Source organism: Tsukamurella asaccharolytica, assembly GCF_007858435.1.
GTDB classification, from domain to species: Bacteria; Actinomycetota; Actinomycetes; order Mycobacteriales; family Mycobacteriaceae; genus Tsukamurella; species Tsukamurella asaccharolytica.
Genome location: NZ_VIGW01000003.1, coordinates 62095 through 87166 on the forward strand (window position 1 = coordinate 62095; position 25072 = coordinate 87166).

Consider the following 25072-nt stretch of genomic DNA (forward strand, 5'->3'; position numbering starts at 1 on the left):
CGTCGTTCAATCGAGTCAGCGGTCCTCGAGGTCGCCTTCGGTGTCGAGGTAGGCCTGCTGGAGGGCGGCGAGGAGCTCCGGGTCCGGCTCCTTCCACAGCTCGCGCTGGGAGGCCTCGAGCAGGCGCTCGGCGATGCCGTGCAGGGCCCACGGATTCGACTCCTCCATGAACTTCCGGTTCTCGGGGTCGAGGACGTAGTTCTCGGTGAGCTTCTCGTACATCCAGTCGGCCATCACGCCGGCGGTGGCGTCGAAGCCGAAGAGGTAGTCCACGGTCGCGGCCATCTCGAAGGCGCCCTTGTAGCCGTGCCGGCGCATCGCCGCCATCCAGCGCGGGTTCACGACGCGGGCGCGGAAGACCCGGTTGGTCTCCTCGCTCAGGGTGCGGGTGCGCACCGAGTCCGGACGGGTCGAGTCGCCGACGTAGGCCTCGGGATCGGTGCCCGTGAGGTGGCGGACCGTCGCGACCATGCCGCCGTGGTACTGGAAGTAGTCGTCCGAGTCGGCGATGTCGTGCTCGCGGGTGTCGATGTTCTTCGCGGCGACGTTGATCCGCCGGTACGCGGACCGCATGTCGTCCGCGGCGGGCGCACCGTCGAGCCCGCGGCCGTAGGCGTAGCCGCACCATGCGGTGTAGACCTCCGCGAGGTCGGCGTCGCTGCGCCAGTTCTTCGAGTCGATGAGCTGCAGCAGGCCGGCGCCGTAGGTGCCGGGCTTGGAGCCGAAGACGCGGGTCGTCGCCCGACGGGCGTCCCCGTGCTCGGCCAGGGCCGCGCGCGTGTGCGCGGCGACGTAGTTGGACTCGTCCGGCTCGTCGAGCTGCGCGACCAGCTGGACGGCATCGTCGAGCATGGCCACGACGTGCGGGAAGGCGTCGCGGAAGAAGCCGGAGATGCGGACGGTCACGTCGATGCGCGGGCGGCCCAGCTCCTGCAGGCCGATGACCTCCAGGCCGGAGACGCGGCGCGACTGCTCGTCCCACACCGGCGTCACGCCCAGGAGGGCCAGGACCTCCGCGATGTCGTCGCCCGCGGTCCGCATGGCCGAGGTGCCCCACACCGACAGCCCGACGGAGCGCGGGTACTCGCCGTGCTCGCCGAAGTACCGCGAGACCAGCGAGGCGGCCAACTCCTGACCCGTCGCCCACGCGAGCCGCGAGGGCACGGCTTTGGGATCGACGGAGTAGAAGTTGCGGCCCGTGGGCAGCACGTTGACCAGGCCGCGCAGCGGCGAGCCCGACGGTCCGGCGGGCACGAATCCGCCGGCCAGCGCGCGGAGCACGTGATCGATCTCGTCGCCGGTGCGGCGCAGCCGCGGCACGATCTCGGTCGCCGCGAAGTCGAGGATCTTCGCCACGGCCGGCTCGTCGGTGAGGCCCGCCATGGCCGACGGTGCCCACTCGGCGGCCGCCGCGGCGGCGACGAGCTCGCGGGCGCGGGCCTCGAACTCGTCGGTCCGCGCGCGCGATTCGGGCCCGCCCACCGAGCCCTCCTCGAGGCCGAGCGCTTCGCGCAGGCCGGGCGTGTGCACGGCGCCCGCCCACATCTGTTTGGCGCGCAGCATCGCGAGCACGAGATCGGTCTCGGCCTCGCCCGACGGTGCGGCGCCCAGGATGTGCAGGCCGTCGCGGATCTGGACGTCCTTGATCTCGCAGAGCCAGCCGTCGACGTGCAGGATCATGTCGTCGAAGGCGTCCTCGTCGGGCTGGTCGGTCAGGCCCAGGTCGTGGTCGAGCTTCGCCGCCTGCAGCAGCGTCCAGATCTGCTGGCGGATCATGGGCAGCTTCGCCGGGTCCAGGCTCTGCACGTTGGCGTACTCGTCGAGGTGCTGCTCGAGGCGGGCGATGTCGCCGTAGCTTTCGGCGCGGGCCATCGGCGGGATGAGGTGGTCGACGAGCACCGCGTGGGCGCGCCGCTTCGCCTGCGTGCCCTCACCCGGGTCGTTGACCAGGAACGGATAGATCAGCGGCAGGTCGCCGAGCGCGGCGTCCGTGCCGCAGGACGCGGACATGCCGAGCGTCTTCCCGGGCAGCCATTCGAGGTTGCCGTGCTTGCCGAGGTGGATCACCGCGTCGGCGCCGAAACCGTGCTCGCGGTCGGCGACCCAGCGGTAGCTGGCCAGGTAGTGGTGGCTCGGCGGCAGATCGGGGTCGTGGTAGATCGCGACGGGGTTCTCGCCGAAGCCGCGGGGCGGCTGCACCATCACCGTGAGGTTGCCGAACCGCAGCGCGGCGATCGCGATGTCGCCCGCGGCCGTGGTGAACAGCCCGCCGGGCGCCTCGCCCCAGTGCTCGGTCACCGCGTCGCGCAGGTCCTCCGGCAGCGTCGCGAACCAGGCGCGGTACGTCGCGGGGTCGACGGTGACCTCGCTCCCGTCGAGCCGCTCGTCGGAGAGCCAGTCCGGGTCCTGGCCGCCACGGGCGATGACGGCGTGGATGAACGCGTCCGAGTCGTCGGCCTCCAGCCCGGGGATATCCGGGGTGGCGCCGGGCCCCTTGCCCAGGTCGTAGCCCGCGGCCGCGAGCCGGCGGATCAGCTCGAGGGCCGACTGCGGCGTGTCCAGTCCGACGGCGTTGCCGATGCGGGCGTGCTTGGTGGGGTACGCCGAGAGCATGAGCGCGATGCGCTTCTCGGCGTTCGGGATGGACCGCAGCCGCGCGTGGCGCAGCGCGAGGCCCGCGACCCGGGCGGCGCGCTCGGCGTCCGGCACGTACGCGGGCAGCCCGTCGTCGCCGATCTCCTTGAAGGAGAAGGGCACGGTGATGATGCGGCCGTCGAACTCGGGGATCGCCACCTGCGTCGCCACGTCGAGCGGGCTGAGGCCGTCGTCGCTGCCCTCCCACTGCGCACGCGACGTGGTGAGTGCCAGGGCCTGCAGGATCGGGATGTCGAGCGCCGCGAGACGGCCCACGTCCCAGGACTCGTCGTCGCCGCCCGCGGCCGCTCCCGCGGCGTTCACGCCGCCCGCGGCGAGCACTGTCACGACCAGGGCGTCGAGGCTTCCGAGTTCGGCGAAGAGGTCATCGTCGGCGGTGCGCAGCGAGGCGCAGAAGATCGGCACGGCCACCGCTCCGCGCGCCTCGATCGCCGCGGCCAGGGCGTCGATGTAGGCGGTGTTCCCCGCCAGGTGCTGGGCGCGGTAGTACAGCACTCCGATCCGCGGACCGTCGGTGGTTCCGGCCGTCGGGGGCCGCTCCACGATCCCCCACTGCGGCGCCACGACGGGCGGCGCGAAGCCGTCGCCCGTGAGCAGGATCGTGTCGGAGAGGAAGTGGTACAGCTGCGTCAGATTGTCGGGGCCGCCCTCGGCGAGATAGGCGTGGGCCTGCGTGGCGACGCCGGCGGCCACCGTCGAGGCCTCCATGAGGTCGGCGTCGGGCGCCTGCTCCCCCGAGACCACGACGACCGGCGTGCCGCTCGCGGCGAGCGCGTCGAGGCCGCTCTCCCAGTACCGGCGCCCGCCGAGGATGCGGACCACCACGATGTCGGCGCCGTCGAGCAGGCCGGGCAGATCGAGGTCGACGCTGATCCGTGCGGGATTGGCCCAGCGGTAGTCGGCGCCGCTGGCCTTCGCGCTGAGGAGGTCGGTGTCCGAAGTGGAGAGGAGAAGGATCACCTCACCAACCCTAACGGGCGCCGATCCGGGCGATCGTGCCCGCGTCGGCGGACGATGAACGATGCCCGAGTCGGTCGACTTCCACGCACCCCGCGCCCTGACGACCGGCAGTGCCTCAGAGCACGGCGCCGTGCATGACGATGCCGGGCGCGGCCGCGTCCACGAGGTCGGTACCGGCCTCGTCGCCGCCCGCGTAGGCGACGACGCTCGAGGTCTCGATGCGGGTCTTGCCGTCCACCCGCACGACGCAGTCCACGGTGAACAGGTCGATCCCCGCCCGCGTGACGCGGTCGGAGATCCGGGCGCCCAGCGACGCGACGTCGCCGATCCGGATCGGCTCCACCTGGCGGACAGTCTGCGAGACGTGGAGCAGCCGGCCGACGTTGAAGTCCGGGATCTGCTCGGCCAGCATCCGCGCGGCGAGCTTGAAGACGGGGTCGGCCACCATGAGCGGGGGCACCGGCGTGTCCCGCGGAATGATCCGGCTGCTGGCGTAGGGCACGTGCGGCGAGCGGGTGGCGCGGCCGTAGGACCGCAGGCTCTCCCTTTCGACGGTGTAGCAGTCGTCCAGCCAGTGGGTGAAGTCGCCGTCGGTCATTCGGCGACTGTAGCGCCCCGCACCGCGTCGGGAGCCGTCATCGTCAGGTCGAGGAGGGCCATCATCGAGTGATAGACGTCGGTGAGCGGGTAGATGTCACGGGCCGCGCGGGCGCGGGCGACGGCGCCCTCGATCGAGCTCATGAAGACGGAGGCGAAGACCAGCGCGCCGCGCTCCTCGACTCCGTACTCGACCAGCGCCGTGGCGAACCGGCGTTCGCACTCGGTGTACGCCGCGGTCGCGGCGTCCTGGACGCGCGGCGCACCGTCGGCGAGGGCGGCCGCGAGCAGCGGGCACCCCACCTGGAACTCGGACCGCACGAGGACCCGCTTCCACAGCTCGATGAACCGTCCGATCCACTCGCGCGGTTCGCCCTTGCTGGTCGCGGCGTCGATGTAGCGCAGCAGCCGGCGGCCGGCGAGCGACGTGGACGCTTCCACCAGCTCCGCCTTGCCGCCCGGGAAGTACTGGTACAGCGAGTTCTTGGAGGCCTGCGACTGCGCGGTGAGTTCGGCGAGGCCGGCATCGGCGAAGCCGTGCCTGCCGACGAGGTTGAGCGCTGTGTTGACCAGCCGGACCCGGGGGCGGGGGCGCGGCTTGGGGGCGGCGGACATCGGGACCGGACCCTCCTCGACTCTTCGGAGCGACGATCCACCGCAGAGGTGGACTTTCGGCACGCAGGCGTGGCGGCGCTTGTTTGAACCGCTCGGTTCATGTTACCAATGACGAATCGGTGAACCGAATGGTTCATCCCGTCGTCCCTTCGAACGGAGAACCTCTCGCATGACCGCGCCCGCCCGGATCGCCCCTCCCGCCCCCGCTGAGCAGTCCAACGTCAGCTACCTCGGGATCGGCGCCTACCGACCGCGGCGGGTGGTGCCCAACTCGGAGATCGTCGACAAGATCGACTCGAGCGACGAGTGGATCAAGACCCGTTCGGGCATCGAGTCGCGCCACTTCGCCGAGGACGACGAGACCATCCTCTCGATGTCGGTCAAGGCCGCCGAGCGTGCGGTGAAGGCGTCGGGCATCGATCCGCAGCAGATCGATTGCGTCATCTCCGCCACCAATACGCGCCTGGAGCTCGGCCCGTCGCTGGCTCCGCAGATCGCCAAGGAGCTGGGCCGCGTCGGCATCCCCGCCTTCGACATCACGGCGGGCTGCTCCGGCTTCACCACCGCCGCCGCCGTCGGCACCGACCTGATCCGGGCCGGCACCGCCAAGTACGTGGTGGTCGTGGGCGTCGAGCGCCTCTCGGACCTCATCTCGCCCGAGGACCGCACCTGCGCGTTCATCTTCGCCGACGGGGCCGGCGCCGCCGTCCTCGGACCGTCCGAGGAGGTGGGCATCTCCCAGGTGTCGTGGGGCGCCGACGGCGACTTCACCACCGCGATCTACCAGGACAAGGACTTCGGCACCTACTTCGACGAGGTCCACGCCTTCCGCGACGACACCGCGGGGACCGAGGCGCCGGTCCGCCCGTTCCTGCGCATGGAGGGCCGCAAGGTCTTCCGCTGGGCGGCGACCGCGCTGCTGCCGGCCTGCCTAGAGGCGCTCAAGCTCGCCGGCATCACGTCGAAGGACATCGACGTCTTCGTGCCGCACCAGGCCAACCTGCGGATCACCCAGGTCCTCATCAAGGCGCTCGAACTGCGCGACGACTGTGTGGTCGCCGAGGACATCGTGACCACCGGCAACACGTCCGCGGCGTCGATCCCGCTCGCCGTCGAGGAACTGCTGCGCACGGGCAAGGCCCGGCCCGGGCAGACCGCCCTCGTCATGGCCTTCGGCTCCGGCCTGGCCTACGCCGGCCACGTCATCACCCTGCCGCCGGTCCACGTCGAGGACTGATCGCACTGCAGCCGAAGCAGCCCGACTCCTGCCCGGGTGTCCTGCGGCCGCACCAGGCGGCCGACGGGGCCCTGGCGCGGGTTCGGCTGCCCGGCGGCGCGCTGGAGCCCCCGCAGCTCGACGTGCTCGCGGAGATCGCCGGCGCGGAGCCGATCGAGCTGACCTCGCGCGGCAACGTGCAGCTGCGCGGGGTCGCCGATCTCGACGCCGCGCGCGAGCGCCTCACCGCGGCGGGGCTCCTGCCCTCGCCGACGCACGAGCGGGTGCGCAACATCGTCGCCTCGCCGCTCTCGGGTGAGCTCCGGGGGACCGCCGCGGCGCTCGACCGGGCGCTGAGGGCTCGCGCCGAGCTCGCCGCGCTCCCGGGACGGTTCCTCTTCGCCCTCGACGACGGTGCCGGTGACGTCGCGGCCCTCGCCGCGGACGCCGAGATCCGGGACGGCGTGCTGCATCTCGACGGACACCCGACCGACCTGGCGGCCACAGTGGACAGGCTGCTCGACGTGGCGCAGGCCTTCCTCGACCTCCGCGCCGACGAGTGGCGCCTGCGCGACCTGCCCGACGGTGCCCGCCGCATCGCCGCCGCGCTCGGTGGCACGGTGACCGGTCCGCGTGCGGTCCCGTCGCCCCCGATGCCGCCCCCCGTCGGCTGGTTCGATCGCCCCGATGCGACGGTGACGCTCGGTATGGGCGTTCCGCTCGGCCGACTCGACCCGCGGACGGCGCGGTTCGTCGCCGCCGTCGACCACCCGATCACGATCACGCCGTGGCGGACGCTGCACCTGCACGGCCTGGAGGAGGGCGTCGCGGAGACGGTGGTGCGCGTGCTGGCGCCGATGGGACTGATCTTCGACGCGGCCGCGCCGCTGCTGCGCGTGAGCGCCTGCGTCGGCGACCACGGCTGCGCCCGCGCGCAGGGCGACGCACTCGCGCACGCCGCAGGCCTCGCCGCAGGTACCTACGGCGGGATCGACCACGACGAGCGCGTGCACGTCGTGGCCTGCGAGCGCGGTTGCGGCGCGCCCCCGGGCGAACACCGACGGGTGATCGTGACCGGGAAGCCCGACGAATAGACTTCCCGGGTGCACGAATACCTCACCGACGGCGCCGAGATCTACCGGCGATCGTTCGCCACGATCCGCGCCGAGGCCGATCTCGGCGCACTCGCCGCGGACGCGGAGACGGTGGCCGTCCGCATGATCCACGCCGCCGGCCAGACGGACCTCGATCGCGATATCCGCATCTCGTCGGGCGCCGTCGCCGCGGGACGGGCGGCGTTGCGCGCCGGGGCGCCGATCCTCACCGACGCGAACATGGTAATGCAGGGTGTGACTCGCGCGCGTCTGCCCGCGGACAACGAGGTGCTGTGCCTGCTGCGCGATCCGCGCGTGCCCGCGCTGGCCACCGAGATCGGGAACACGCGCAGCGCCGCGGCGCTGCAGCTGTGGGGTGCACGGATGGAGGGCGCGGTGGTCGCGATCGGCAACGCGCCGACCGCCCTGTTCCACCTGCTCGACCTGCTCGGGGCGGGCGCGCCCAAACCCGCAGTGATCGTGGGGATCCCCGTCGGTTTCATCGGCGCCGCCGAGTCGAAGGACGCGCTGGTCGCCGAGGCCGCCGGGCTGGGCGTGGAGTACATCACCGTGCTGGGTCGCCGCGGCGGCAGCGCGATCACGGCGGCGGCGCTCAACGCGCTGGCGCGGGAGGAGGAGCTGTGACGGGAATCCTGTACGGCGTGGGGGTGGGCCCGGGCGATCCCGAGCTGGTCACCGTCAAGGCGGCACGGCTCATCGCCGACGCCGACGTGGTGGCGTATCACAGTGCGCGGCACGGCCGCTCGAACGCGCGGGCCTGCGCGGCGCCGTACCTGCGCGAGGGCCAGACCGAGATCCGGCTCATGTACCCCGTGACCACCGAGACCACCGATCATCCCGGCGGCTACCGCGGCGCGCTCGAGGACTTCTACGCCGGCGCGGCCGAGGAACTCGCCGCGCACCTCGCGGCCGGGCGGAACGTCGCGCTGCTCGCCGAGGGTGACCCGATGTTCTACAGCTCCTACATGCACATGCACAAGCGGCTTCGGGATCGGTTCGAGTGCATCGTCGTCCCCGGTGTCACCTCCATCAGCGCCGCGGCGGCCGCCACCGGCGTCCCGCTCGTCGAGGCCGACGAGGTGCTCACCGTGCTGCCCGGCACGCTCCCCGCGTCCGAACTGCGCCGCCGACTCGCCGACACCGACGCCGCCGCGATCATGAAGCTGGGCAGGACCTTCCCGACGGTCCGCGGCGCGCTACAGGGAGCAGACCGCGACGGGGCGGCCTGGTACGTCGAGCGCGCCAGCCGGGCGGACGAGCGGGTGCTCGCGCTGGGCGACGTGAGCGCCGAGGACGTCCCGTACTTCGCCACCGTGCTCGTGCCCGGCCGGATCAACGCGCCCACGGCACCGTCGGGCGGCGAGGTCGTGGTCGTCGGCCTGGGGCCGGGCGACGAGGCCTGGACCACGCCGGAGGTGCGGCACGAGCTGTCCGAGGCGACGGACATCGTCGGGTATCGGACCTACACCGATCGGGTGCACCCGAGGCCCGGCCAGCGCGTGCACGCCTCCGAGAACCGGGTCGAGGCCGAGCGGTCCCGGCACGCCCTGGAGCTCGCGGCGAGCGGCGCGCGCGTCGCGGTGGTCAGCTCGGGCGACCCCGGGGTCTTCGCGATGGCATCGGCCGTTGCGGAGGTCGCGGCGGATCCCGCCTTCCACGACGTCACCGTGCGCGTACTGCCCGGCATGACCGCGGCGAACGCCGTCGCGAGCCGGGCGGGCGCTCCGCTCGGCCACGACTACGCGGTGCTCTCGCTCTCCGACTACCTCAAGCCCTGGGCGGTCATCGAGGAGCGGCTGCGCGCCATCGCCGCGGCGGATCTCGCGCTCGCCGTCTACAACCCGGCCTCGAGGACGCGGCGCGAGCAACTGGTGCGGATGCGTGAGGTGCTGCTCGAGGTGCGCGCCCGCGAGACGGTGGTCATCATCGGTCGCGCCGTCGGCTCGGCCGACGAATCGGTCACGGTCACCACGCTCGGCGCTTTCGATCCGGCGCAGGTGGACATGCGCTGCCTGCTCATCGTCGGGTCCTCGCGCACGGAGGTCACCGAGCGCGCCGCCGGCCGGATCGTGCACACTCCCCGTAGGTACTAGGTGAAGGAGACGGACACATGGCGAAGGCGTACTGGATCGCGTTCTACCAGGAGATCAAGGATCCCGAGAAGATGGCGGAGTACGCCCGGATCGGTGGCCCCGCGATCCTCGCGGGCGGCGGACGCTTCATCGTGCGCGGTCAGGCCGCCGTCGCCTACGAGGCGGGGAAGCTCGAGCGCACGACGGTGATCGAGTTCGACAGCCTCGAGCAGGCCGTCGCGACCCACGACTCCGCCGCCTACCAGGAGGCGCTCGCCGCCCTCGGCGACGGCGCCGTCCGCGAGATCCGCATCTGCGAAGGCTCCTGACCCGCTTCGATGCGCCGCGGCATCACACAGCGGGCCGCGGCGCCGCTGGGTCCAGAACAGCCGGGCCCGGAACAGTCGGGCCCGACGGCGCGTTGCACCCGTCATGGCCTCGACCGAGTTCGACCCTCGCACCCTGATCGCCGCCAGCCGGATCGGCGTCCTCGCGACGCTCCGGGCCAGCGGAATGCCGCAGCTCTCCCCCGTCACCACGGTGTACGACGCGGAGGCCGACCGGATCCTGGTCTCCATGACCGCCGGTCGCGCGAAGGAGGCGAATCTCCGCCGCGATCCCCGCGCGGCGATCGAGTTCACCAGTGCCGACGGGTACACCTGGGCCACTGCGGAGGGGACGGCGACGCTGATCGGCCCGTCGACCGACCCCGATGGCCCCGAGGTGGACGCGCTCGTCGACTACTACCGCAGCGGCGCCGGCGAGCACCCGGACTGGCGCGAGTACCGCGAGGTGATGGTCGCCGACCGGCGCGTGCTGCTGGTCCTGCGGATCACGCACACCTACGGCGCGAAGCTGCGCTGATCCGGAGCCTCCTCTCCCTCATGGTCGCGGCGTGACCCGGAGAATTGTTCGAGTATGACTAGCTATATCGAACAGTTCGGCGTACCATTGAGTCATGGACCTTCCCAGCGGGTTGCGCGAACTACCGGGGCATCTGTTGCCTCCGGAGCTCGCCGGTGCCGCGGGTTTCCGGGAGAGGACGGCAGACCTGTTGTTCGAACAAAGGCGGTGCGAGAACCTCGCGTTCTGCCGCACCGTCACCACTCTGTACAGCCTGTACCGCACCGTCTACGCTGACGCGGAGGCCGAGTACCTGGCGCTGCCTGCCGCCGATGCCACTGACCGAGAGCTCCTGGCCCGCAGGAGGGACCTGCGGCTGCGGGAGATCGCCTTGAACGCACAGGTCTCCACGCAGCTGCGGTTAGGAACCGATGCCACCGACCGGGCGTTGACCGAGGCGGTCGGGTTCGTCGAACGCCTCCCCCAGGTGCTGGCCCTCGTCGGGGAGAACACCATCTCGGTGCGCGCCGGACAGGAGGCGTTGCGACGAAGTCGAGTCCTCACCGGCGAGCAGGCTCGCCGATTCGACGAACTGATCGCCGAACGGCTGCGCCGTGACCCGCTCGAGCTGCTGGCGATCCCCGCGGTCCGGGAGGCAGCGGACAAGATCGTCGAAGGCATCGACCCGCATGCTGCGGAGAAGCGCCGCAAGCGGGCGCGGGAGGACCGCACCGTGGTGTTCCGGGCGGAGGACGACGGTATGGCCGCCGCCTACGCACTACTGCCGGCTGAAGACATCCTCGAGATCAACGCCAAGGTCGAGGAGATCATCGAGACCGTGTGCGATCACGACCCACGGACCGTCGCGCAGAGACGCGCCGATGGCCTGACTGCTCGCGTCCGCGGGTCGATCACCCTCGGCTGCCAATGCGAACAGCCCGGGTGCCCGTACCGCGAGGAGCGCGGGATCGAAGACGGTTCGGTCGACGGGGCGATCATCCGCTACCGCACTCTCATCCACGTCGTGATCAACGAAACCACCCTGGCCGGGCGCAACGACGACGCCGGCTACCTCGTCGGCCACGGTCCGGTCACCGCGGAGCATGCCCGCGGCCTCGCCGCCCGGGACGACGCCGTCGTCCGCGAATTCGGTGAACGCATCACCGCGCCTGTTGAACCCGAACCCGCGACCACGCCTGCCCTCGATGCGCCTGCGCCTGTGATCGAGGTGTCCGAGCCGGCCACGGTCGAGTCGGAGGCCGCACCGGACGCGCCCGAGTCTGTGCGGCCGCTGGTCAAGGCGCGCGGCACGGCCGGGTACCGGCTCACCGCCGACCTCGCCCGCTACCTGACCCTGCTCTACCCCCGGTGCGTATTCCCGATGTGCACCCGCCCCGCCGCACGCTGCGAGATCGACCACTCCACCGAGTACGACCACCACGACCCCGCCGCGGGCGGCGCCTCCAGCGCGGACAACCTACAGCCCCTCTGCAAAGCCCACCACCGATTGAAGACCGCCGGCGGCTGGATCGACGCGCGACTGCCCGACGGCCGCATCCTGTGGACCAGTCCCACTGGCCAGATGATCACCGTCGACCCCGCAGGCACCGTCCTCGACCTGTTCCCCGACCTTCGCCGGATCGACTGGATTACACCACTACCCGCAGCAGGGTCCCCGATGGTGCGGCACCGCAACGGCCCCACCCGCCTCGAACGCGAACACGCCCGCCGCGCTGGCGCCCGCGCGGCCAGCGTCGCCCTCCTCAACGACCGCGAACACCCGGAGCCGAACACGCCCCAATCCGAATTCGAGCGCAGCCTCGCGATCGCCATCCTCGACTTCACGCACACCCGCCGCTACGAATCGCGCCGGAGCATGGGGCCGCCCACGCGGTTCCCTGATGTGGCGCCTCATCCCCGACCGCCGGAACCCGCGCACCCCGACGACGAGCCGCCACCGTTCTGAGCGAGCTACGTGGCTAGCCGCGTCACGGCCTCTTCCGCCGTGACGCGCCCGGCGGTCGCCAGGTCCAGATTCGCCAGCGATGCGGCGTGCACCGCGGGATCGGCCGCTGCGACACAATCCTCGACGACATGGACGATCAGTCCCAGGTCGGTGCCGTGGCGCGCGGTCTGCTCGACGGTGAGGTTGGTGGCGACGCCCGTCAGGTAGATCGTGTCGATCCCGTGTTCCGCCAGCCATTCCGTGGCGGGGCCCGCAAGTCCGGAGAGGCGCTGGTTGTCGTAAACGGCGGTCGGCTGATCCGCCATCGCGGGGATGATCCGCGCGCCGTCGCCGTCCGGGCGGAAGGCCTCCTGCGCCTCGCCGACCGCCTGCATGAACGCCGTGTTCCGCACCAGGTCACCCTCGCCTTCGGGCACGGTGAATCGGGTGAAGATCACCGGCACGCCGGCCGCGAGCGCCGCGTCATGGAAGGCGGCCGCCCGGTCCACGACGCCGGACTCCTCGACCGGCGCGGCCAGCATCGGGCCGAAGAAGCCCTCCGGCTCGATGACGTTCACCTGCCAGTGCAGGGCGAGAACAGCAGCTGTCATGCCATGATCATGCCGCGGTCACTCCTCGAGTGCCGGGCCGATCCCGATCGTGACGACGGTGAACGCCCGCCCGGCCGTCAGCCCTCGCGAATCGTCATGGAACGCAGGCGCTCACCCGCGACGACGAAGGTGAACTCACTGAGCCCGTTCGCGTGGTTGCTGCGCCAGTCGCCGACCACCGTGACGGTGTCGCCGTCGACGGTGACCTTCTCCGGCGTCAGCACGCCCTTCGCGCCGATGAACTCGTTCGCGCTCCACGCCTGCATCGCGGCGCGGTCGCCGAAGACGCGGCCCCAGTCGTCGATGTAGCCATCGGGAGTGAATGCGTCGAGGACGGCGGCTTCGTCGCCGGCGTTCACGGAGTCGATGAACTCCTTGACCGGGCTGGGGATGTCGATGTTCGTCATGCGCATCTCCTCGTCGTTGCGTTCGCGGAGCTGTAGCCCCGCAGTCGCCATGGTAGGGGCGCGACCGCGGCCGTGCCGCTCACCTTCCGGGGTGATCGACAACCTCCGATGGCGAATCACGCGAGCGCGGCGTACGCGGCCGCGGCGGTGGGCACCTCCGGGACGCCGGAGGGCCGAGCGGGTCGATCGACCACCAGCACCTCGACGCCGAGTTCTCGTGCCGCCGCGAGCTTCGCGGAGACCAGATCCCCGCCGCTGTTCTTGGTCACGAGCACGTCGACGCTGTTCTCGCGCAACAGCGCCCGCTCGGAGTCGAGGGTGTACGGGCCGCGATCGCGGCGCAGCTCGTGCCGGCGCGGCAGCGGACCCGACGGTGCGTCCACGACGCGGATCAGGAACCACCAGTCGTCGAGGGCGGCGAACTCGTGCGCGTCCTGCCGGCCGGTGGTGAGCATCGCCCGGCCTCCGTCCCGCTCCCCGAGCAGCGCCGCAGCGTCGCGCACCGTCGGGACGCGGGTCCAACGGTCTCCCGCCCCCGGCGACCAGGCCGGGCGGACGACCGCGAGCAGCGGCACGCGCGCCGCGTCCGCGGCCAGTGCGGCGTTGCGGGAGATGGTCGCCGCGAACGGGTGCGTCGCGTCCACCAGCACGTCGACGCCGTCGGCCGCCAGGAACGCCGCGAGGCCCGACGGTCCGCCGAACCCGCCGATCCGCTTCTCCCCCACCGGCAGGCGGGGATCCGCCACCCGGCCGGCGAGCGAGCTCAGGACCGCGAACCGCGGGTCCGCGTGCAATAACCGAGCCAGTTCCCGTGCCTCGGCGGTGCCGCCGAGGATGAGCACCCGACGCATCAGTGGCTCGCACCCGGGGCGCGCAGCCGACGCGCCGAGTACAGGTAGCTCTCCTCGAAGGCGCCCGCGTCGAGCACCTTCCCGACGAAGATCACCGCGGTCCGCGTGATCCCCTCCGTCTCGAGGCGCTGCGGCAGGTCCGCGAGGCGGCACCGCACGATCCGCTCGTCCTCCCGGCTCGCGAAAGCCACGACCGCCACGGGGCAGTCGGCGCCGTAATGGGGCACCAGGTCGTCGGTCAGCGCCTGCGCGCGGTGCGCGGCGAGGTGGAGCGCGAGCGTCACGCCCGTGCGGGCCAGTGACGCGAGGTCCTCCCCCGCGGGCATGTCAGTCGAGAGGGTGGAGACGCGGGTGATCAGCAGGGACTGGCCGACGCCCGGGACGGTCAGCTCCCGGCCGAGTGCGGCGGAGGCGGCCGCGAAGGCGGGGACCCCCGGGACGATCTCGTACGGAACGCCGGCCGCGTCGAGGCGGCGCGCCTGCTCGGTGAACGCGGAGTAGAGCGAGATGTCGCCAGAGTGCAGGCGCGCGACGTCGAGCCCGTCGGCGTGCGCCGCGACCAGTGCGTCGATGATCTCGGGCAGCGGCATCCGCGCCGTATCGACGAGCGTCGCGCCGGGCGGACACCGCTCCAGCATCTGCCGCGGCACCAGCGAACCCGCGTACAGGCACACCGTGCAGCGGGCGAGGACCTCCGCGCCGCGCAGCGTCAGCAGGTCGGGGGCGCCGGGACCGGCGCCGATGAAGTAGACGGTCACGTCTGTCCCTTCCGGTGCACCCACTGCACGATCGGCCGCCGCGGTTGCCATGCAGTTCCGCCGCCCAGCGGCGCCAGATCGGCGACGGAGTAGCTGCGGAGCTCCCCTCCGTACCGGGCTCGCAGTGCCGCAGCCAGGTTCTGCCCTTCGACCGTGACCGCGTTCGCGACGAGCCGGCCGCCCGCGGGGAGCACGCCGACGCAGGCCGCCGCGAGGGTCTCGGTGAGACCGCCGCCGACGAAGATCGCGTCGGGCACGGGGAGGTCGGCCGTGAGGTCGGCGGTGTCACCGACGACCACCTCGACGTGCACGCCGGCGCGGGCGGCATTGCGCTCCACCCGCTCGGCCCGGTCGGCGCGGCGTTCCACGGCGAGCACGGAGCCCCCGCCCTGCAGCGCCCAGGTGATCCCGACCGACCCCGAGCCGGCGCCGAAGTCCCAGATCCAACCCGGCGTCGGCCGCAGCGCGGCCACCGTCAGGGCCCGCACGTCGGCCTTGGTGATCTGACCGTCGTGGTCGAAAACGAACTCCCCGGCGGGCTCGGCGGGATCGAGGGCGACCACGTTCAGGTCGTCGATCCGCAGGTTCCTCCGGAACGGGCGCACCTTCTCGCGGGCGCCGCCCAGCTGCTCCAGAACGGTGATCGCCGGGCTCAGTCCCGCATCGCGCAGCAGGTCGGCCAGCTGAGCGGGGGTGGCGCCGGACTCGCTGAGCACGATGGTGCGCCGGCCCGCACGCACCGCCCGCACGACCGGGGACGGGTCCCGGGCCACCGCGGAGACGACCGTGACCTCCTCCGCCGGCCAGCGCAGGCGGGCGCAGGCCAGCGCGAACGACGACAGGTGCGGGATCACGCGCAGGTCCAGGTCGGGCCGGCGCCGGGCGATCGTCGCGCCGACGCCGTAGAACATCGGGTCTCCGCTCGCGAGCACGTGCGCGCCGTCGGACAGCGCGTCGATCGCGGGCAGCAGCGGCGAGGGCCACGGACGCGCGACCTCCCGCGCCGGCCCCGGCGGGAGGTACTCCAGGTGCCGGGGCGCGCCGTGGATGACGGGCGCGTCGAGCAGGGCGCGGCGCGCGACATCGGTGAGGCCCGGCCAGCCGTCGGCTCCGATGCCGACCACCGTCACCGTCATCGCGGCATCCGCCGCCAGATCGCCTGCGGGACGAAGCGCAGCCCGGCGTACAGCGGACGCAGGACCGGCGGTATCCACACGACACGGCGGCCGCGGCGCAGCGCGTGCACCGTCGCCTCGGCGACCTGGGGTGCCGTGCGGCTGAAGGGCGCGGGCTTCACCCCGGACGCCATGAGCTCGCGCGTCATCGCCCCGACGATGAAGCCGGGCCGGGCGAGCAGCACGTGGATCCCGCTGCCGTGCAGCGAGTCCGTGAATCCCTGGACGAAGCCGTCGAGGCCCGCCTTCGTGCTCCCGTAGACGAAGTTGGCCTTGCGCACCCGGACCCCTGCGACGGACGAGAACGCGATGATGGCCCCGCGACCGCCGGCCCGCGGTTCCTGGGCGCGCAGCAGGTTCGCCAGCCCAAGCAGGATCGACACCTGCGCCACGTAGTCGGTCTGCGCGATCCGCACCGCGTGCGACGGATCGGCCTCCGCCCGCGCCTGATCCCCCAGGATCCCGAAGGCGACGATCGCGACACCGATCCGGCCGAACCGGTCGGCGATCTCGCCGAGGAGGGCGGCGTGCAGCTCGGTGCGGTCGGCGTCGAATTCGATGGGGAAGACGCCGGTGGCGCCCACCCCGCGCAGCGTCGCGATCTGCTCGTCCAGATGCTCGGAGCGCCGGGCCGCGAGGATCACGTCGCGGCCCGGCGCGATCCGCCGCGCCACCTCCAGTCCGACCTCGCTTCGGCCGCCCAGGAGAAGCACCGCCCCGTCGGGAATCCTGTCCGCAGTCACCGGACCAGACTAGACGCGCGGCGCGCGGCTACCGTGGCGGTATGCCCGACGCCAACCGCCCCGTCCTCAATCCCGACGCCCTCGCCTTCGTGACCGACCGTCACCTCGCGACGCTGAGCACCGTGCGCCGCGACGGGACGCCGCACACCGTCGCGATCGCCTTCACCTACGACCCCGAGACGGGCCTCGCCCGCGTCATCACCTCCGGCGACAGTCAGAAGGCCCGCAACGCCGGCCGCGCCGGGTACGCCGCGGTGACGCAGGTCGACGGTGCGCGGTGGCTCACCCTGGAGGGGCCGGCGCGGGTCCTGACCGACCCGGAGTCGGTCCGCGACGCCGAGGCCCGGTACGCGGTGCGCTACAAGCCGCCGCGGGAGAACCCGAAGCGCGTGGTGATCGAGATCGACGTGACCAGGGTGCTGGGATCGAGCACCCTCCGCGCGCAGTGAGCCGAGCCCGCTACCGGGCGGGAATGTTCCCGTCCATGTCCTCCAGCGTCTTGCCCTTGGTCTCCGGCACGAACCGGTAGACGAAGAAGAGCGATAGGAGCGCGAAGGTCGCATAGAGGCCGTACGCCAGCGTGAGGTTGCCCTCCATCTTCGGGAAGGTCACGGTGATGGCCCAGTTGGCCGCCCACTGCGCGGCCGCGGCCAGGGAGAGCGCCGCGGCGCGGATCCGGTTGGGGAACATCTCGCCCAGCAGCACCCACACGACGGGGCCCCAGCTGACGCCGAAGAAGATCACGAACAGGTTCGCGGCGACGAGCGCGAGAACGCCGACGGCGCCGGTCAGCGTCGGCTTACCGTCCACGATCTCGGCGGTGCTGAAGCAGAGCGCCATGGTGGCGAGGGAGACCGTCATGCCGATCGAGCCGGTGAGCAGCAGCGGGCGGCGGCCGATCCGGTCGACGAGCAGGATCGCGACGATGGTCACGATGACGTTGACGATCGAGGTGAAGACGCTGATCAGGTTCGACTGCGACTCCTCGAAACCGACGGCCTGCCACAGCATGTTCGAGTAGTAGAAGATCACGTTGATGCCCACGGCCTGCTGGAAGATCGACAGCAGCAGGCCCACCCAGACGATCGGGTAGACGCCCCCGCCGGGCTTGATCAGGTCGCGCCAGGAGTGCTTCTCCTCGCCCGCGAGGCTCTGCTCGATCCGCGTGACGGTGATGTCCAAGTTCCTCTCGCCCAACAGCATCGAGAGGACCTTGCGGGCCTCGGGAATGCGGTGCCGGGAGACGAGGTAGCGCGGGGACTCGGGGATCGTGGTCGACGCCACGCCGTAGATGATCGCCGGGATCGCCATGACGAGGAACATCCAGCGCCAGGCCTCCATCCCCAACCACAGCTCGTTCGAGGCGCCGCCGGCGAGCGCCGCGAGCATCCAGTCGACCAGCAGTGAGAGGAAGATGCCGAGCACGATCGCCATCTGCTGCAGCGATCCGAGCCGGCCGCGGATCCGGGCCGGCGACACCTCCGCTATGTAGGCCGGCGCGATCACCGACGCCACGCCGACGCCGATGCCGCCGACGACCCGGAACAGGATCAGGGTCGCGGTATTGGTGGCGAACGCGCAGCCCAGGGCGCTGACAAAGAACAGAACGGCCGCGATCTGCATGACGCGCAGGCGCCCGATCCGGTCGGCGATGCGGCCCGCCGTCATGGCGCCGGCCGCCGCGCCGAGGAGCGCCGACGCGACCGCGAAGCCCAGGGCGTAGCCGTGGATCCCGAACCGCTCCTCGATCGCCTTGGTGGCGCCGTTGATCACGGCGCTGTCGTAGCCGAACAGCAGGCCACCCATCGCCGCGACGACCGCGATCTGGACGACGCGCCGACTATCGCCGTCGCCCTCGTCGAAGATCGATGGACCGTCGGCCGTACCGCCGCCGTGCGTCATGCTGCCTCCAGTGTCGCGCCTACAGGATCGTCAAGCTATGCGGCCTGGTGTTCACGGGCTCGCAGCCGTCCTCGGTGACGATGACGATATCCTCGATCCGCGCTCCCCATAGGCCACTGAAGTAGATTCCCGGCTCGATCGAGAAGGCCATGCCCGTTTCGACCGGAATATCGTTGCCCGCAACGATGTAGGGCTCCTCGTGGACGGAGAGCCCGATGCCGTGCCCGGTGCGGTGCAGGAAGAACTCCCCCAGACCGGCGCCGGTGAGCAGATCGCGGCCGGCCGCGTCGATCGCCTCGGCGGGCACGCCGGGCCGCACGGCCTCGACCGAGGCGCGTTGAGCCTGCTCGAGCAGGGCGTACTGCTCCAGGATCTCCGCCGACGGCTCGCCCATCGCGTAGGTCCGGGTGCAATCCGAGTTGTAGCCCGAGGGCAGGGGGCCGCCGATGTCGACGACCACGACGTCTCCCGCCTCGATCACGCGGTCCGAGACCTCGTGGTGGGGATCCGCGCCGTGCGGGCCCGAGCCGACGATGATGAACGCGGCCTCGGTGTGGCCCTCCTCGACGATGGCGGCGGCGATGTCGGCGGCCACCTCGCGCTCCGTCCGGCCGACCTGGAGGAAATCGCCGACGCGGGCGTGCACGCGGTCGATGGCGGCCCCCGCGGCGCGGAGCTCGTCGAGCTCCGCGGGGTCCTTGATCATCCGCAGCCGGCGCAGCACGGCAGTCGCCAGGCCGACGGTCAGGCCCCGGTCCAGCAGCGGTACCAGGTGCAGCGCGGGCACGGCGTCGGCGACCGCGACCGTCGTGGCGCCGCCCAGCAGGTCGAGGACGAGGGCGTACGGGTCGTCACCGTCGACCCAGTCGTGGACCGCGAGCTCCACGCCCGCCGTGCCCAGGCCCGGAACCGGCGAGTCCTTGAGGATGGCGAGCTCGAGCCTAGGCACCACGAGACCGAAGCCGGCGTCGGTGATCACGAGGGCGGTCAGCCGCTCGAAGGACTCGCTGACAATGCCGGTCAGGTAGGCGAGATCCGGCCCCGGGGTGATGACGAGCGGGGTTCCCGCCGTGGTCGCGAGCTGCTGGGCCCGGGTGAGACGGGTCGCGTACACCGAGGCGGGAAAGGACTGGGGGTTACTCATGATCCGATTGTGACACGATGATTCCCGTGACGAACGACGCGCGCCCCGTGATGCTGCTCGACTCCGCCGGGCTCTGGTTCCGCGCCTACTACGCGATCCCCGACAAAGTGCAGGCGGCCGACGGCCGCTCCGTCAATGCGCTGCGCGGCTTCCTCGACATGACCTCGCAGCTGATCACGACCCATCGTCCCGGGCGGCTCGTGGCGTGCCTCGACCTGGACTGGCGTCCCGCCTTCCGGGTGGACCTCCTGCCCACCTACAAGACCCACCGCGTGGCGGAGGACGGCGACGGCAGCGCCGAGGAGGTCCCCGACACGCTCTCTCCCCAGGTCGACATGATCCTCGAGGTGCTCGAGGCGGTCGGCATCGCGACCGGCGGCGCCGTCGGGCTGGAGGCGGACGACGTGCTCGGCACGCTGGCCGCGCGGGAGCAGGTCGATCCGGTGATCGTGGTGTCCGGGGACCGCGACCTCCTGCAGGTCGCCGACGACACCGCGCCCGGCGTGCGCTGCCTGTACATCGGCCGCGGCATCGCGAAGGCGGAGATGTTCGGGCCGGCCGAGGTGGCGGAGAAGTACGGCCTGCCGCGGGATCGGGCCGGCGAGGCCTACGCCGAGCTCGCTCTGCTGCGCGGCGACCCGTCGGACGGGCTGCCCGGCGTGCCGGGCATCGGCGAGAAGACCGCGTCGAAGCTGCTCCTCGAGTACGGCTCGCTCGCGGCGATCCGCGAGGCAGCGGCCCGGACCCCGTCGCCGCTGGCCGCACGCGCCGCCTCGTCGATCGCGGCGTCGGCCGACTACCTCGACGCGGCGTGGGACGTCGTCTGGGTCCGCCGCGACGCGGACGTCGCGCTCTCCGGGCCGGACGCCCTGCCACGGGAGGCACGCGATCCGCAGCGCCTGGCCGAACTGGCCGAGGAGCTGCGGATCGGTGCGCAGGTCGAGCGCCTGCTGGCCGCCCTCGCGGGCTGACCCAGCGGATCAGGAGGGCGCGCCCACCTGGTACTTGCCGTCGTCATCGAGCACCGTGACCTGGACCGTCTTCGCTTTGCCGCCGATGGTGGCGCTGCAGGTGAAAGTCTCGCCGGACTTGACCTTGACACCGTCGGTCTTGCAGGAGACGTCCTTGGTGTCGGTCTCGTTGTAGCTCTCGGTGAGCACCTTGGTGACGCCCTGGTTGACCTGGGCGTTGTCGAATTTCTTGCTGAAGAAGGCGCCGGTCAGCCAGCCCACCAGCACGACGACGGCGACGATCACGATGATCGCCGCGGCGGCGAGGCCGACGATGAGGCCGGTCTTCGACTTCTTGGGGCCGCCGAACTGCGGCTGGCCGTACTGCTGCCCGAACTGCTGACCAGCGAACTGCGGGTGACCCGGCTGCTGGCCGAACTGGTCCTGCCCGAACTGCGGGGGCTGCTGCGGCTGCTGGTAGCCGCCGTACTGCTGTCCCTGCGGCTGCGGCTGCTGCCCCCACTGCCCCTGGTACTGCGGCGAGATCTGGGTCTGATCACCCGCCGGTGCACCGAAACCCTGCTGGCCGTACTGCGGTGCGATCTGGGTCTGATCCTGCGGAGGCTGCTGTCCCGGCTGCTGCCAGCCCTGCTGCCCCCACTGGTTCGGATCCTGCGGGTTGCTCATCGGTTCATCCCTCCCCTAGTCGCCGGTCGAAGGCCCGCGACGTACCCATCTTCGGTCAAGATACCCGATCATCAACCGGACTCCGCGACGACGCCACGCCGGACGGCGGCGATCGCCGACGTGGCGACGGTCGCGAGGCCAGGGCGTGTGTCGAAGGAGGTCTGCCTGATCTGATCGAGCAGGTCGATCACCTGCCGGCACCACCGGACGAAGTCGCCCGCGGGCAGCGGACGGCCCCGCTCGCCCGCTGCGAGGAGCACCGCGGCGAGGGTGCCCCCCGCGGCCCACTGGTGCATCGGGGCGACGAAGCCGATGTCGGGCTCGCGGCTCGGCTCCAGCCGGTGCGCGGCCTCCGCGGCGACGATGTCGGTCCACCGGTCCGCGACGTCGCGCAGTGCGGAGCGGACCGCGCCGGGGACCTTCTCGCCGGTCAGGAGCATGCCGCCGCGTTCGCCGCGGGACTCGAAGACCAGCGCGCTGACGACCGCCGCGAGACCCGCGGGGTCGAGGCCGTCGAAGACGCCGTCCTCGATGCACTCGCACACCAGCAGGTCGGACTCGCTGTAGACCCGGGCCAGCCGGTGTCCCGACTCCGTGAGTGCGGGCTCCCCATCCACCGTCTCGATGTACCCGCGGTCGCCGAGCAGCGCGACGATCCGCTCGAACGTGACCGCCAGCGACGACGTCGTGGCGCGGACCGTGGCCGCCGACGCGGTGATCTCCCGTTCCAGGCGGGCGTAGCGCTCGGCGAGCCGGTCCAGTTCCGGTGCGCGCTGCCCGGTGTGTGCGGGGTGCGCCCGCATGCGGGCGCGCAGGTCGGCGAGCTGGGTGTCGGTCGCGGCGGGCCGCGACGCCTTCGTCTGCTGCCGCGGCGCGGAGATGTTGCTGTTGCGCAGCGTGGACGCGAGGTCGCGCTTGCCGCGACCGGAGCGGTAGTCGGCGTTCTTCGGCACCCGGAGCGTGCCGAGGACCTCCACGTCGCCCACGAAGTCGCCGGCACCGACGCGGCCCGACCAACTGCTCTCGGTGACCACCACGGGCTTCGGGTCCCGGCGGTCGCCCGAGGGCTCCACGACCAGGGCCAGGCCGCGGCGGCGGCCGCCGGTCACGGCGATGACGTCGCCACGGCGCAGCTCGGCCAGCGCGGTGGCCGTCCCGTCGCGGCGGTCCGCGAGGTGCTCGCGGCGCAGCGAGCGCTCGCGGGTGCGGACGGCCTCGCGCAGCCGCACGTACTCGAGGTAGTCGGCGCCGCCCGCCGCCTCCGTGATCTGGGCGCCGAGCGTCGCGAGTTCCTTCTCGCCGCGGTCGACCCGCTTCGCCAGTCCGACGACGGAGCGGTCCGCCTGGAACTGCGCGAAGCTCGCCTCGAGCAGGCGCTCGGCGCCGTCGCGGCCCAGGCGGTCGAGCAGGTTGATCGACATGTTGTACCCGGGCAGGAAGGAGCTGACCAGGGGGAAGGTGCGGGCGCCGGCGAGGCCGGCCACCTCCTGCGGGCGCACCCCGGTCTGCCACAGCACCACGGCGTGGCCCTCGATGTCGATGCCGCGGCGGCCCGCCCGCCCGGTGAGCTGGGTGTACTCGCCCGGCGTCAGCTCGACGTGCGACTCCCCGTTGTACTTGACGAGGCGCTCCAGTACGACGGTGCGCGCGGGCATGTTGATGCCCAGCGCGAGGGTCTCCGTCGCGAAGACGGCCCGCACCAGCCCCCTGACGAACAACTCTTCGACGGCGTGCCGGAAGGCGGGCAACATCCCGGCGTGGTGCGCCGCGAAGCCGCGGAGCAGCGCCGCGCGCCACTCCTCGTAGCCGAGCAGGTCGAGGTCGGCGGGCGAGAACTCCGCGACGTGCTTGTCGACGATGCGGCCGATCTCGTCGGCCTGCGCCTGGTCGGTGAGCACCACGGGCGACCGCAGGCACTGGGTGAGCGCCTGCTCGCAGCCGGACCGCGAGAAGACGAACGTGATCGCCGGCAGCAGGCCCTCGGCGTCGAGCAGCGCGATGACGTCGGGCCTCGGTATCGGTCGGCGCGTCATCTGCGGGCGGCCCCGGCCCCCGGCCCGTCGACCCGTGCGGCTGTTGATCCCCGGCTCGAAGCTGCGGTCCAGCGTTTCGCGCTGCTTGACGTAGCGCACCAGGTCGGCGTCGAGGACGAGGTTGCGCTGCCCGGACTCCTGCGCGGTGCGCAGCGCCGCGGTGTCGAAGAGGTCGAAGAGCCGGCGGCCCACCAGCATGTGCTGCCAGAGCGGCACGGGACGGTGCTCGTCGACGATCACCTCGGTGCTGCCGCGGACCTCGGTGATCCAGGCGCCGAACTCCTCGGCGTTGGAGACCGTCGCGGACAGGCTGACCAGCCGCACGTCCTGCGGGAGATGCAGGATCACCTCCTCCCACACTGCGCCGCGGAACCGGTCCGCGAGGTAGTGCACCTCGTCCATCACCACGTGACTGAGCCCGTCGAGGGTGGCCGAGTTCGCGTAGAGCATGTTCCGCAGCACCTCGGTGGTCATCACGACCACGGGCGCCGACGAATTGATCGCGGTGTCGCCGGTGAGCAGGCCGACGTTCTGCGCGCCGTAGCGCGCCGTCAGCTCCGCGTGCTTCTGGTTCGAGAGCGCCTTGATCGGGGTCGTGTAGAAGCACTTCGTGCCGCCCGCGAGCGCGAGGTGCACGGCGAACTCGCCGACCACGGTCTTTCCCGCACCCGTCGGGGCGCACACCAGCACGCCGCGCCCCTGCTCGAGAGCACGGCAGCCCTGGATCTGGAACGGGTCGAGGGTGAAGGCGAGCGCGGCGGTGAAGCTGTCGAACTCAGAGGACGTCATCGAACCCCGAACGCGGGATCGACGCGCGGGTCACCTTCTCCGGCTCGCCCAGGGGGGCGGGGGCGGCGAGGGCGGTGCTCGACGGGCCCGCGGACGCGCCGACCGGCTGCGGGGCCGACGGTGCTGGCGACGCCACCTCGTCGTCGAGGTCGCCCTCCCAGGCGTCCGCAACGGCGGCGCGGCGCGCCTTACGCCTGTCGTTCCACCGCGCGAACTGGATGGAGAGCTCGAGGAGGACCGCGAGCGCCGCGCCCAGGGCCAGCATCGTGAACGGATCGCCCGTCGGCGTCAGGAAGGCGGCGAAGATGAACATCGACAGCAGCAGGCCCCGCCGCCACTGCCTGAGCTTCTCGTACTTGAGGACGCCAACCAGATTGAGCGCGATGATGAACAGCGGCAGCTCGAAGCTGATGCCGAAGATCGCCATGACGTTCAGCACGAAACTGAAGTAGTCCCGACCCTGCAGGGCCGTCACCTGGGTCTCGTTGCCGACCGTGAGGAAGAAGCTGAAGGCACTGGTGATCATCAGGTAGCCGAGCACCGCGCCGCTGACGAAGAGCGTTCCGCCGAGGGCCACGAAGGCCGCCGTGTAACGCTTCTCACTGCGGTGCAGGGCGGGCACGATGAACGCCCAGATCTGGTACAGCCATACCGGGCACGCGAGGAGCACGCCCGTGGCGACGGCCACCTTGAGCCGGAGGTTGAACTGATCGAAGACGCCGGTCGCGAGGAGGCGGCACTCACCATCGCGGGTGATCTCGGCCCGCGACGTCGCGGGGAGGTCGCAGTACGGCCCGGTCAGCAGGTGGCCGGTCGAGGGCAGTCCGAAGGGGCCGTGGCTGTACCACCAGAAGCCGATGACCGAGGTGACGACGATCGCGAGGATCGACCACAGCAGCCGGGTCCGGAGCTCGTAGAGGTGCTCCACGATCGACATCGTGCCGTCGGGATTGACGACGGCACGACGACGACGCGGATCGAACGGGATCTTCAAAAGGTCAGGC

General features: G+C 71.8%; 23 protein-coding genes. 9 read left to right on the top strand and 14 right to left on the bottom strand.

Translation table 11 applies throughout. The features are described from left to right. Nucleotides 1-15 precede the first annotated feature (15 nt). The 3 genes from cobN to FK529_RS06745 form a co-directional block, all read right to left on the bottom strand. Nucleotides 16-3615, bottom strand: a complete 3600-nt coding sequence (gene cobN / locus FK529_RS06735; protein WP_146560222.1) for a cobaltochelatase subunit CobN — start codon at nt 3613-3615, stop codon at nt 16-18. 115 nt (nt 3616-3730) lie between these two features. Continuing rightward, on the bottom strand, nt 3731-4213 hold the full coding sequence (locus tag FK529_RS06740; protein WP_146560223.1) for an FAS1-like dehydratase domain-containing protein: 483 nt from the start codon (nt 4211-4213) through the stop codon (nt 3731-3733). Then, the gene (locus FK529_RS06745) at nt 4210-4827 is read right to left on the bottom strand and encodes a TetR/AcrR family transcriptional regulator (RefSeq protein WP_146560224.1); all 618 of its coding nucleotides are present in this window, start codon (nt 4825-4827) and stop codon (nt 4210-4212) included. Before FK529_RS06745 ends, FK529_RS06740 begins: the two co-directional genes overlap by 4 nt. 169 nt (nt 4828-4996) lie before the next feature. Here FK529_RS06745 and FK529_RS06750 point away from each other — a divergent pair, with 169 nt between their 5' ends. The 7 genes from FK529_RS06750 (at nt 4997) to FK529_RS06780 (ending at nt 12039) form a co-directional block, all read left to right on the top strand. After that, entirely contained in the window at nt 4997-6064 is a 1068-nt protein-coding gene (locus FK529_RS06750) for a beta-ketoacyl-ACP synthase 3 (RefSeq protein ID WP_146560225.1), read from the top strand. 71 nt (nt 6065-6135) lie between these two features. Next, nucleotides 6136-7137, top strand: coding sequence for a ferredoxin-like domain-containing protein (locus FK529_RS06755; protein ID WP_269432086.1), 1002 nt, complete (start codon nt 6136-6138; stop codon nt 7135-7137). A gap of 9 nt (nt 7138-7146) precedes the next feature. Beyond that, complete coding sequence (locus FK529_RS06760) at nt 7147-7782, top strand: precorrin-8X methylmutase (RefSeq protein ID WP_146560226.1); 636 nt, start codon at nt 7147-7149, stop codon at nt 7780-7782. After that, on the top strand, nt 7779-9251 hold the full coding sequence (locus FK529_RS06765) for a precorrin-2 C(20)-methyltransferase (RefSeq protein WP_146560227.1): 1473 nt from the start codon (nt 7779-7781) through the stop codon (nt 9249-9251). Before FK529_RS06760 ends, FK529_RS06765 begins: the two co-directional genes overlap by 4 nt. 17 nt (nt 9252-9268) lie before the next feature. Next, a complete protein-coding gene (locus FK529_RS06770) occupies nt 9269-9559 on the top strand; it encodes a DUF1330 domain-containing protein (RefSeq protein ID WP_146560228.1) in 291 nt (96 codons plus the stop codon). A gap of 103 nt (nt 9560-9662) precedes the next feature. After that, nucleotides 9663-10094: a PPOX class F420-dependent oxidoreductase gene (locus FK529_RS06775; protein WP_146560229.1), complete on the top strand. Its 432-nt coding sequence runs from the start codon at nt 9663-9665 to the stop codon at nt 10092-10094. Between the two features lie 94 nt (nt 10095-10188). Then, nucleotides 10189-12039, top strand: coding sequence for an HNH endonuclease signature motif containing protein (locus FK529_RS06780; protein WP_146560230.1), 1851 nt, complete (start codon nt 10189-10191; stop codon nt 12037-12039). 5 nt (nt 12040-12044) lie between these two features. Here the strand turns inward: FK529_RS06780 and FK529_RS06785 are convergent, their stop codons facing one another. The 6 genes from FK529_RS06785 to FK529_RS06810 form a co-directional block, all read right to left on the bottom strand. Continuing rightward, entirely contained in the window at nt 12045-12629 is a 585-nt protein-coding gene (locus FK529_RS06785; RefSeq protein WP_146560231.1) for a cysteine hydrolase family protein, read from the bottom strand. Between the two features lie 77 nt (nt 12630-12706). Next, nucleotides 12707-13036 (bottom strand): nuclear transport factor 2 family protein, encoded by a 330-nt coding sequence (locus FK529_RS06790; protein WP_146560232.1) that lies wholly within the window; start codon nt 13034-13036, stop codon nt 12707-12709. 116 nt (nt 13037-13152) lie between these two features. Beyond that, nucleotides 13153-13887 (bottom strand): cobalt-precorrin-6A reductase, encoded by a 735-nt coding sequence (locus FK529_RS06795; RefSeq protein WP_146560233.1) that lies wholly within the window; start codon nt 13885-13887, stop codon nt 13153-13155. After that, on the bottom strand, nt 13887-14645 hold the full coding sequence (gene cobM / locus FK529_RS06800) for a precorrin-4 C(11)-methyltransferase (RefSeq protein ID WP_146560234.1): 759 nt from the start codon (nt 14643-14645) through the stop codon (nt 13887-13889). Before cobM ends, FK529_RS06795 begins: the two co-directional genes overlap by 1 nt. Continuing rightward, nucleotides 14642-15781, bottom strand: coding sequence for a precorrin-6y C5,15-methyltransferase (decarboxylating) subunit CbiE (gene cbiE, locus FK529_RS06805; protein WP_146560235.1), 1140 nt, complete (start codon nt 15779-15781; stop codon nt 14642-14644). The genes cobM and cbiE overlap by 4 nt, the downstream gene beginning before the upstream one ends. Then, the gene (locus FK529_RS06810) at nt 15778-16563 is read right to left on the bottom strand and encodes an SDR family NAD(P)-dependent oxidoreductase (RefSeq protein WP_146560236.1); all 786 of its coding nucleotides are present in this window, start codon (nt 16561-16563) and stop codon (nt 15778-15780) included. The genes cbiE and FK529_RS06810 overlap by 4 nt, the downstream gene beginning before the upstream one ends. A gap of 41 nt (nt 16564-16604) precedes the next feature. On the opposite strand from FK529_RS06810, the gene FK529_RS06815 reads away from it, so the two are divergent. Beyond that, on the top strand, nt 16605-17012 hold the full coding sequence (locus tag FK529_RS06815; RefSeq protein ID WP_146560237.1) for a PPOX class F420-dependent oxidoreductase: 408 nt from the start codon (nt 16605-16607) through the stop codon (nt 17010-17012). Nucleotides 17013-17022: 10 nt separating this feature from the next. On the opposite strand, the gene FK529_RS06820 is transcribed toward FK529_RS06815, so the two are convergent. Then, on the bottom strand, nt 17023-18465 hold the full coding sequence (locus tag FK529_RS06820; protein WP_146560238.1) for a sugar porter family MFS transporter: 1443 nt from the start codon (nt 18463-18465) through the stop codon (nt 17023-17025). A 19-nt stretch (nt 18466-18484) separates the two neighbouring features. Then, on the bottom strand, nt 18485-19609 hold the full coding sequence (locus FK529_RS06825; RefSeq protein WP_146560239.1) for a M24 family metallopeptidase: 1125 nt from the start codon (nt 19607-19609) through the stop codon (nt 18485-18487). Nucleotides 19610-19626: 17 nt separating this feature from the next. Between FK529_RS06825 and FK529_RS06830 the strand changes: the two genes are divergently transcribed. Further along, nucleotides 19627-20580: a 5'-3' exonuclease gene (locus FK529_RS06830; RefSeq protein ID WP_146560240.1), complete on the top strand. Its 954-nt coding sequence runs from the start codon at nt 19627-19629 to the stop codon at nt 20578-20580. A 9-nt stretch (nt 20581-20589) separates the two neighbouring features. Here FK529_RS06830 and FK529_RS20690 read toward each other — a convergent pair whose 3' ends face one another. The 3 genes from FK529_RS20690 to tatC all read right to left on the bottom strand — a co-directional run bounded on the left by FK529_RS20690 (nt 20590) and on the right by tatC (nt 25062). Next, nucleotides 20590-21246 (bottom strand): DUF4333 domain-containing protein, encoded by a 657-nt coding sequence (locus tag FK529_RS20690; RefSeq protein ID WP_146560241.1) that lies wholly within the window; start codon nt 21244-21246, stop codon nt 20590-20592. Nucleotides 21247-21317: 71 nt separating this feature from the next. After that, the gene (locus FK529_RS06840) at nt 21318-24068 is read right to left on the bottom strand and encodes a DEAD/DEAH box helicase (RefSeq protein ID WP_146560242.1); all 2751 of its coding nucleotides are present in this window, start codon (nt 24066-24068) and stop codon (nt 21318-21320) included. Next, complete coding sequence (tatC, locus tag FK529_RS06845; RefSeq protein ID WP_146560243.1) at nt 24055-25062, bottom strand: twin-arginine translocase subunit TatC; 1008 nt, start codon at nt 25060-25062, stop codon at nt 24055-24057. Before tatC ends, FK529_RS06840 begins: the two co-directional genes overlap by 14 nt. Nucleotides 25063-25072: the final 10 nt, after the last annotated feature.

Bases quoted from the DNA above. Each gene is read 5' to 3' on its own strand.
- FK529_RS20690 (WP_146560241.1), bottom strand. From the start codon at position 21,246: ATGAGCAACCCGCAGGATCCGAACCAGTGGGGGCAGCAGGGCTGGCAG.
- FK529_RS06825 (WP_146560239.1), bottom strand. From the start codon at position 19,609: ATGAGTAACCCCCAGTCCTTTCCCGCCTCGGTGTACGCGACCCGTCTC.
- FK529_RS06790 (WP_146560232.1), bottom strand. From the start codon at position 13,036: ATGACGAACATCGACATCCCCAGCCCGGTCAAGGAGTTCATCGACTCC.
- FK529_RS06745 (WP_146560224.1), bottom strand. From the start codon at position 4,827: ATGTCCGCCGCCCCCAAGCCGCGCCCCCGCCCCCGGGTCCGGCTGGTC.
- FK529_RS06740 (WP_146560223.1), bottom strand. From the start codon at position 4,213: ATGACCGACGGCGACTTCACCCACTGGCTGGACGACTGCTACACCGTC.
- FK529_RS06780 (WP_146560230.1), top strand. From the start codon at position 10,189: ATGGACCTTCCCAGCGGGTTGCGCGAACTACCGGGGCATCTGTTGCCT.
- FK529_RS06750 (WP_146560225.1), top strand. From the start codon at position 4,997: ATGACCGCGCCCGCCCGGATCGCCCCTCCCGCCCCCGCTGAGCAGTCC.
- FK529_RS06830 (WP_146560240.1), top strand. From the start codon at position 19,627: ATGATTCCCGTGACGAACGACGCGCGCCCCGTGATGCTGCTCGACTCC.
- FK529_RS06770 (WP_146560228.1), top strand. From the start codon at position 9,269: ATGGCGAAGGCGTACTGGATCGCGTTCTACCAGGAGATCAAGGATCCC.
- FK529_RS06815 (WP_146560237.1), top strand. From the start codon at position 16,605: ATGCCCGACGCCAACCGCCCCGTCCTCAATCCCGACGCCCTCGCCTTC.
- FK529_RS06795 (WP_146560233.1), bottom strand. From the start codon at position 13,887: ATGCGTCGGGTGCTCATCCTCGGCGGCACCGCCGAGGCACGGGAACTG.
- FK529_RS06820 (WP_146560238.1), bottom strand. From the start codon at position 18,465: ATGACGCACGGCGGCGGTACGGCCGACGGTCCATCGATCTTCGACGAG.
- cbiE (WP_146560235.1), bottom strand. From the start codon at position 15,781: ATGACGGTGACGGTGGTCGGCATCGGAGCCGACGGCTGGCCGGGCCTC.
- FK529_RS06785 (WP_146560231.1), bottom strand. From the start codon at position 12,629: ATGACAGCTGCTGTTCTCGCCCTGCACTGGCAGGTGAACGTCATCGAG.
- FK529_RS06840 (WP_146560242.1), bottom strand. From the start codon at position 24,068: ATGACGTCCTCTGAGTTCGACAGCTTCACCGCCGCGCTCGCCTTCACC.
- FK529_RS06775 (WP_146560229.1), top strand. From the start codon at position 9,663: ATGGCCTCGACCGAGTTCGACCCTCGCACCCTGATCGCCGCCAGCCGG.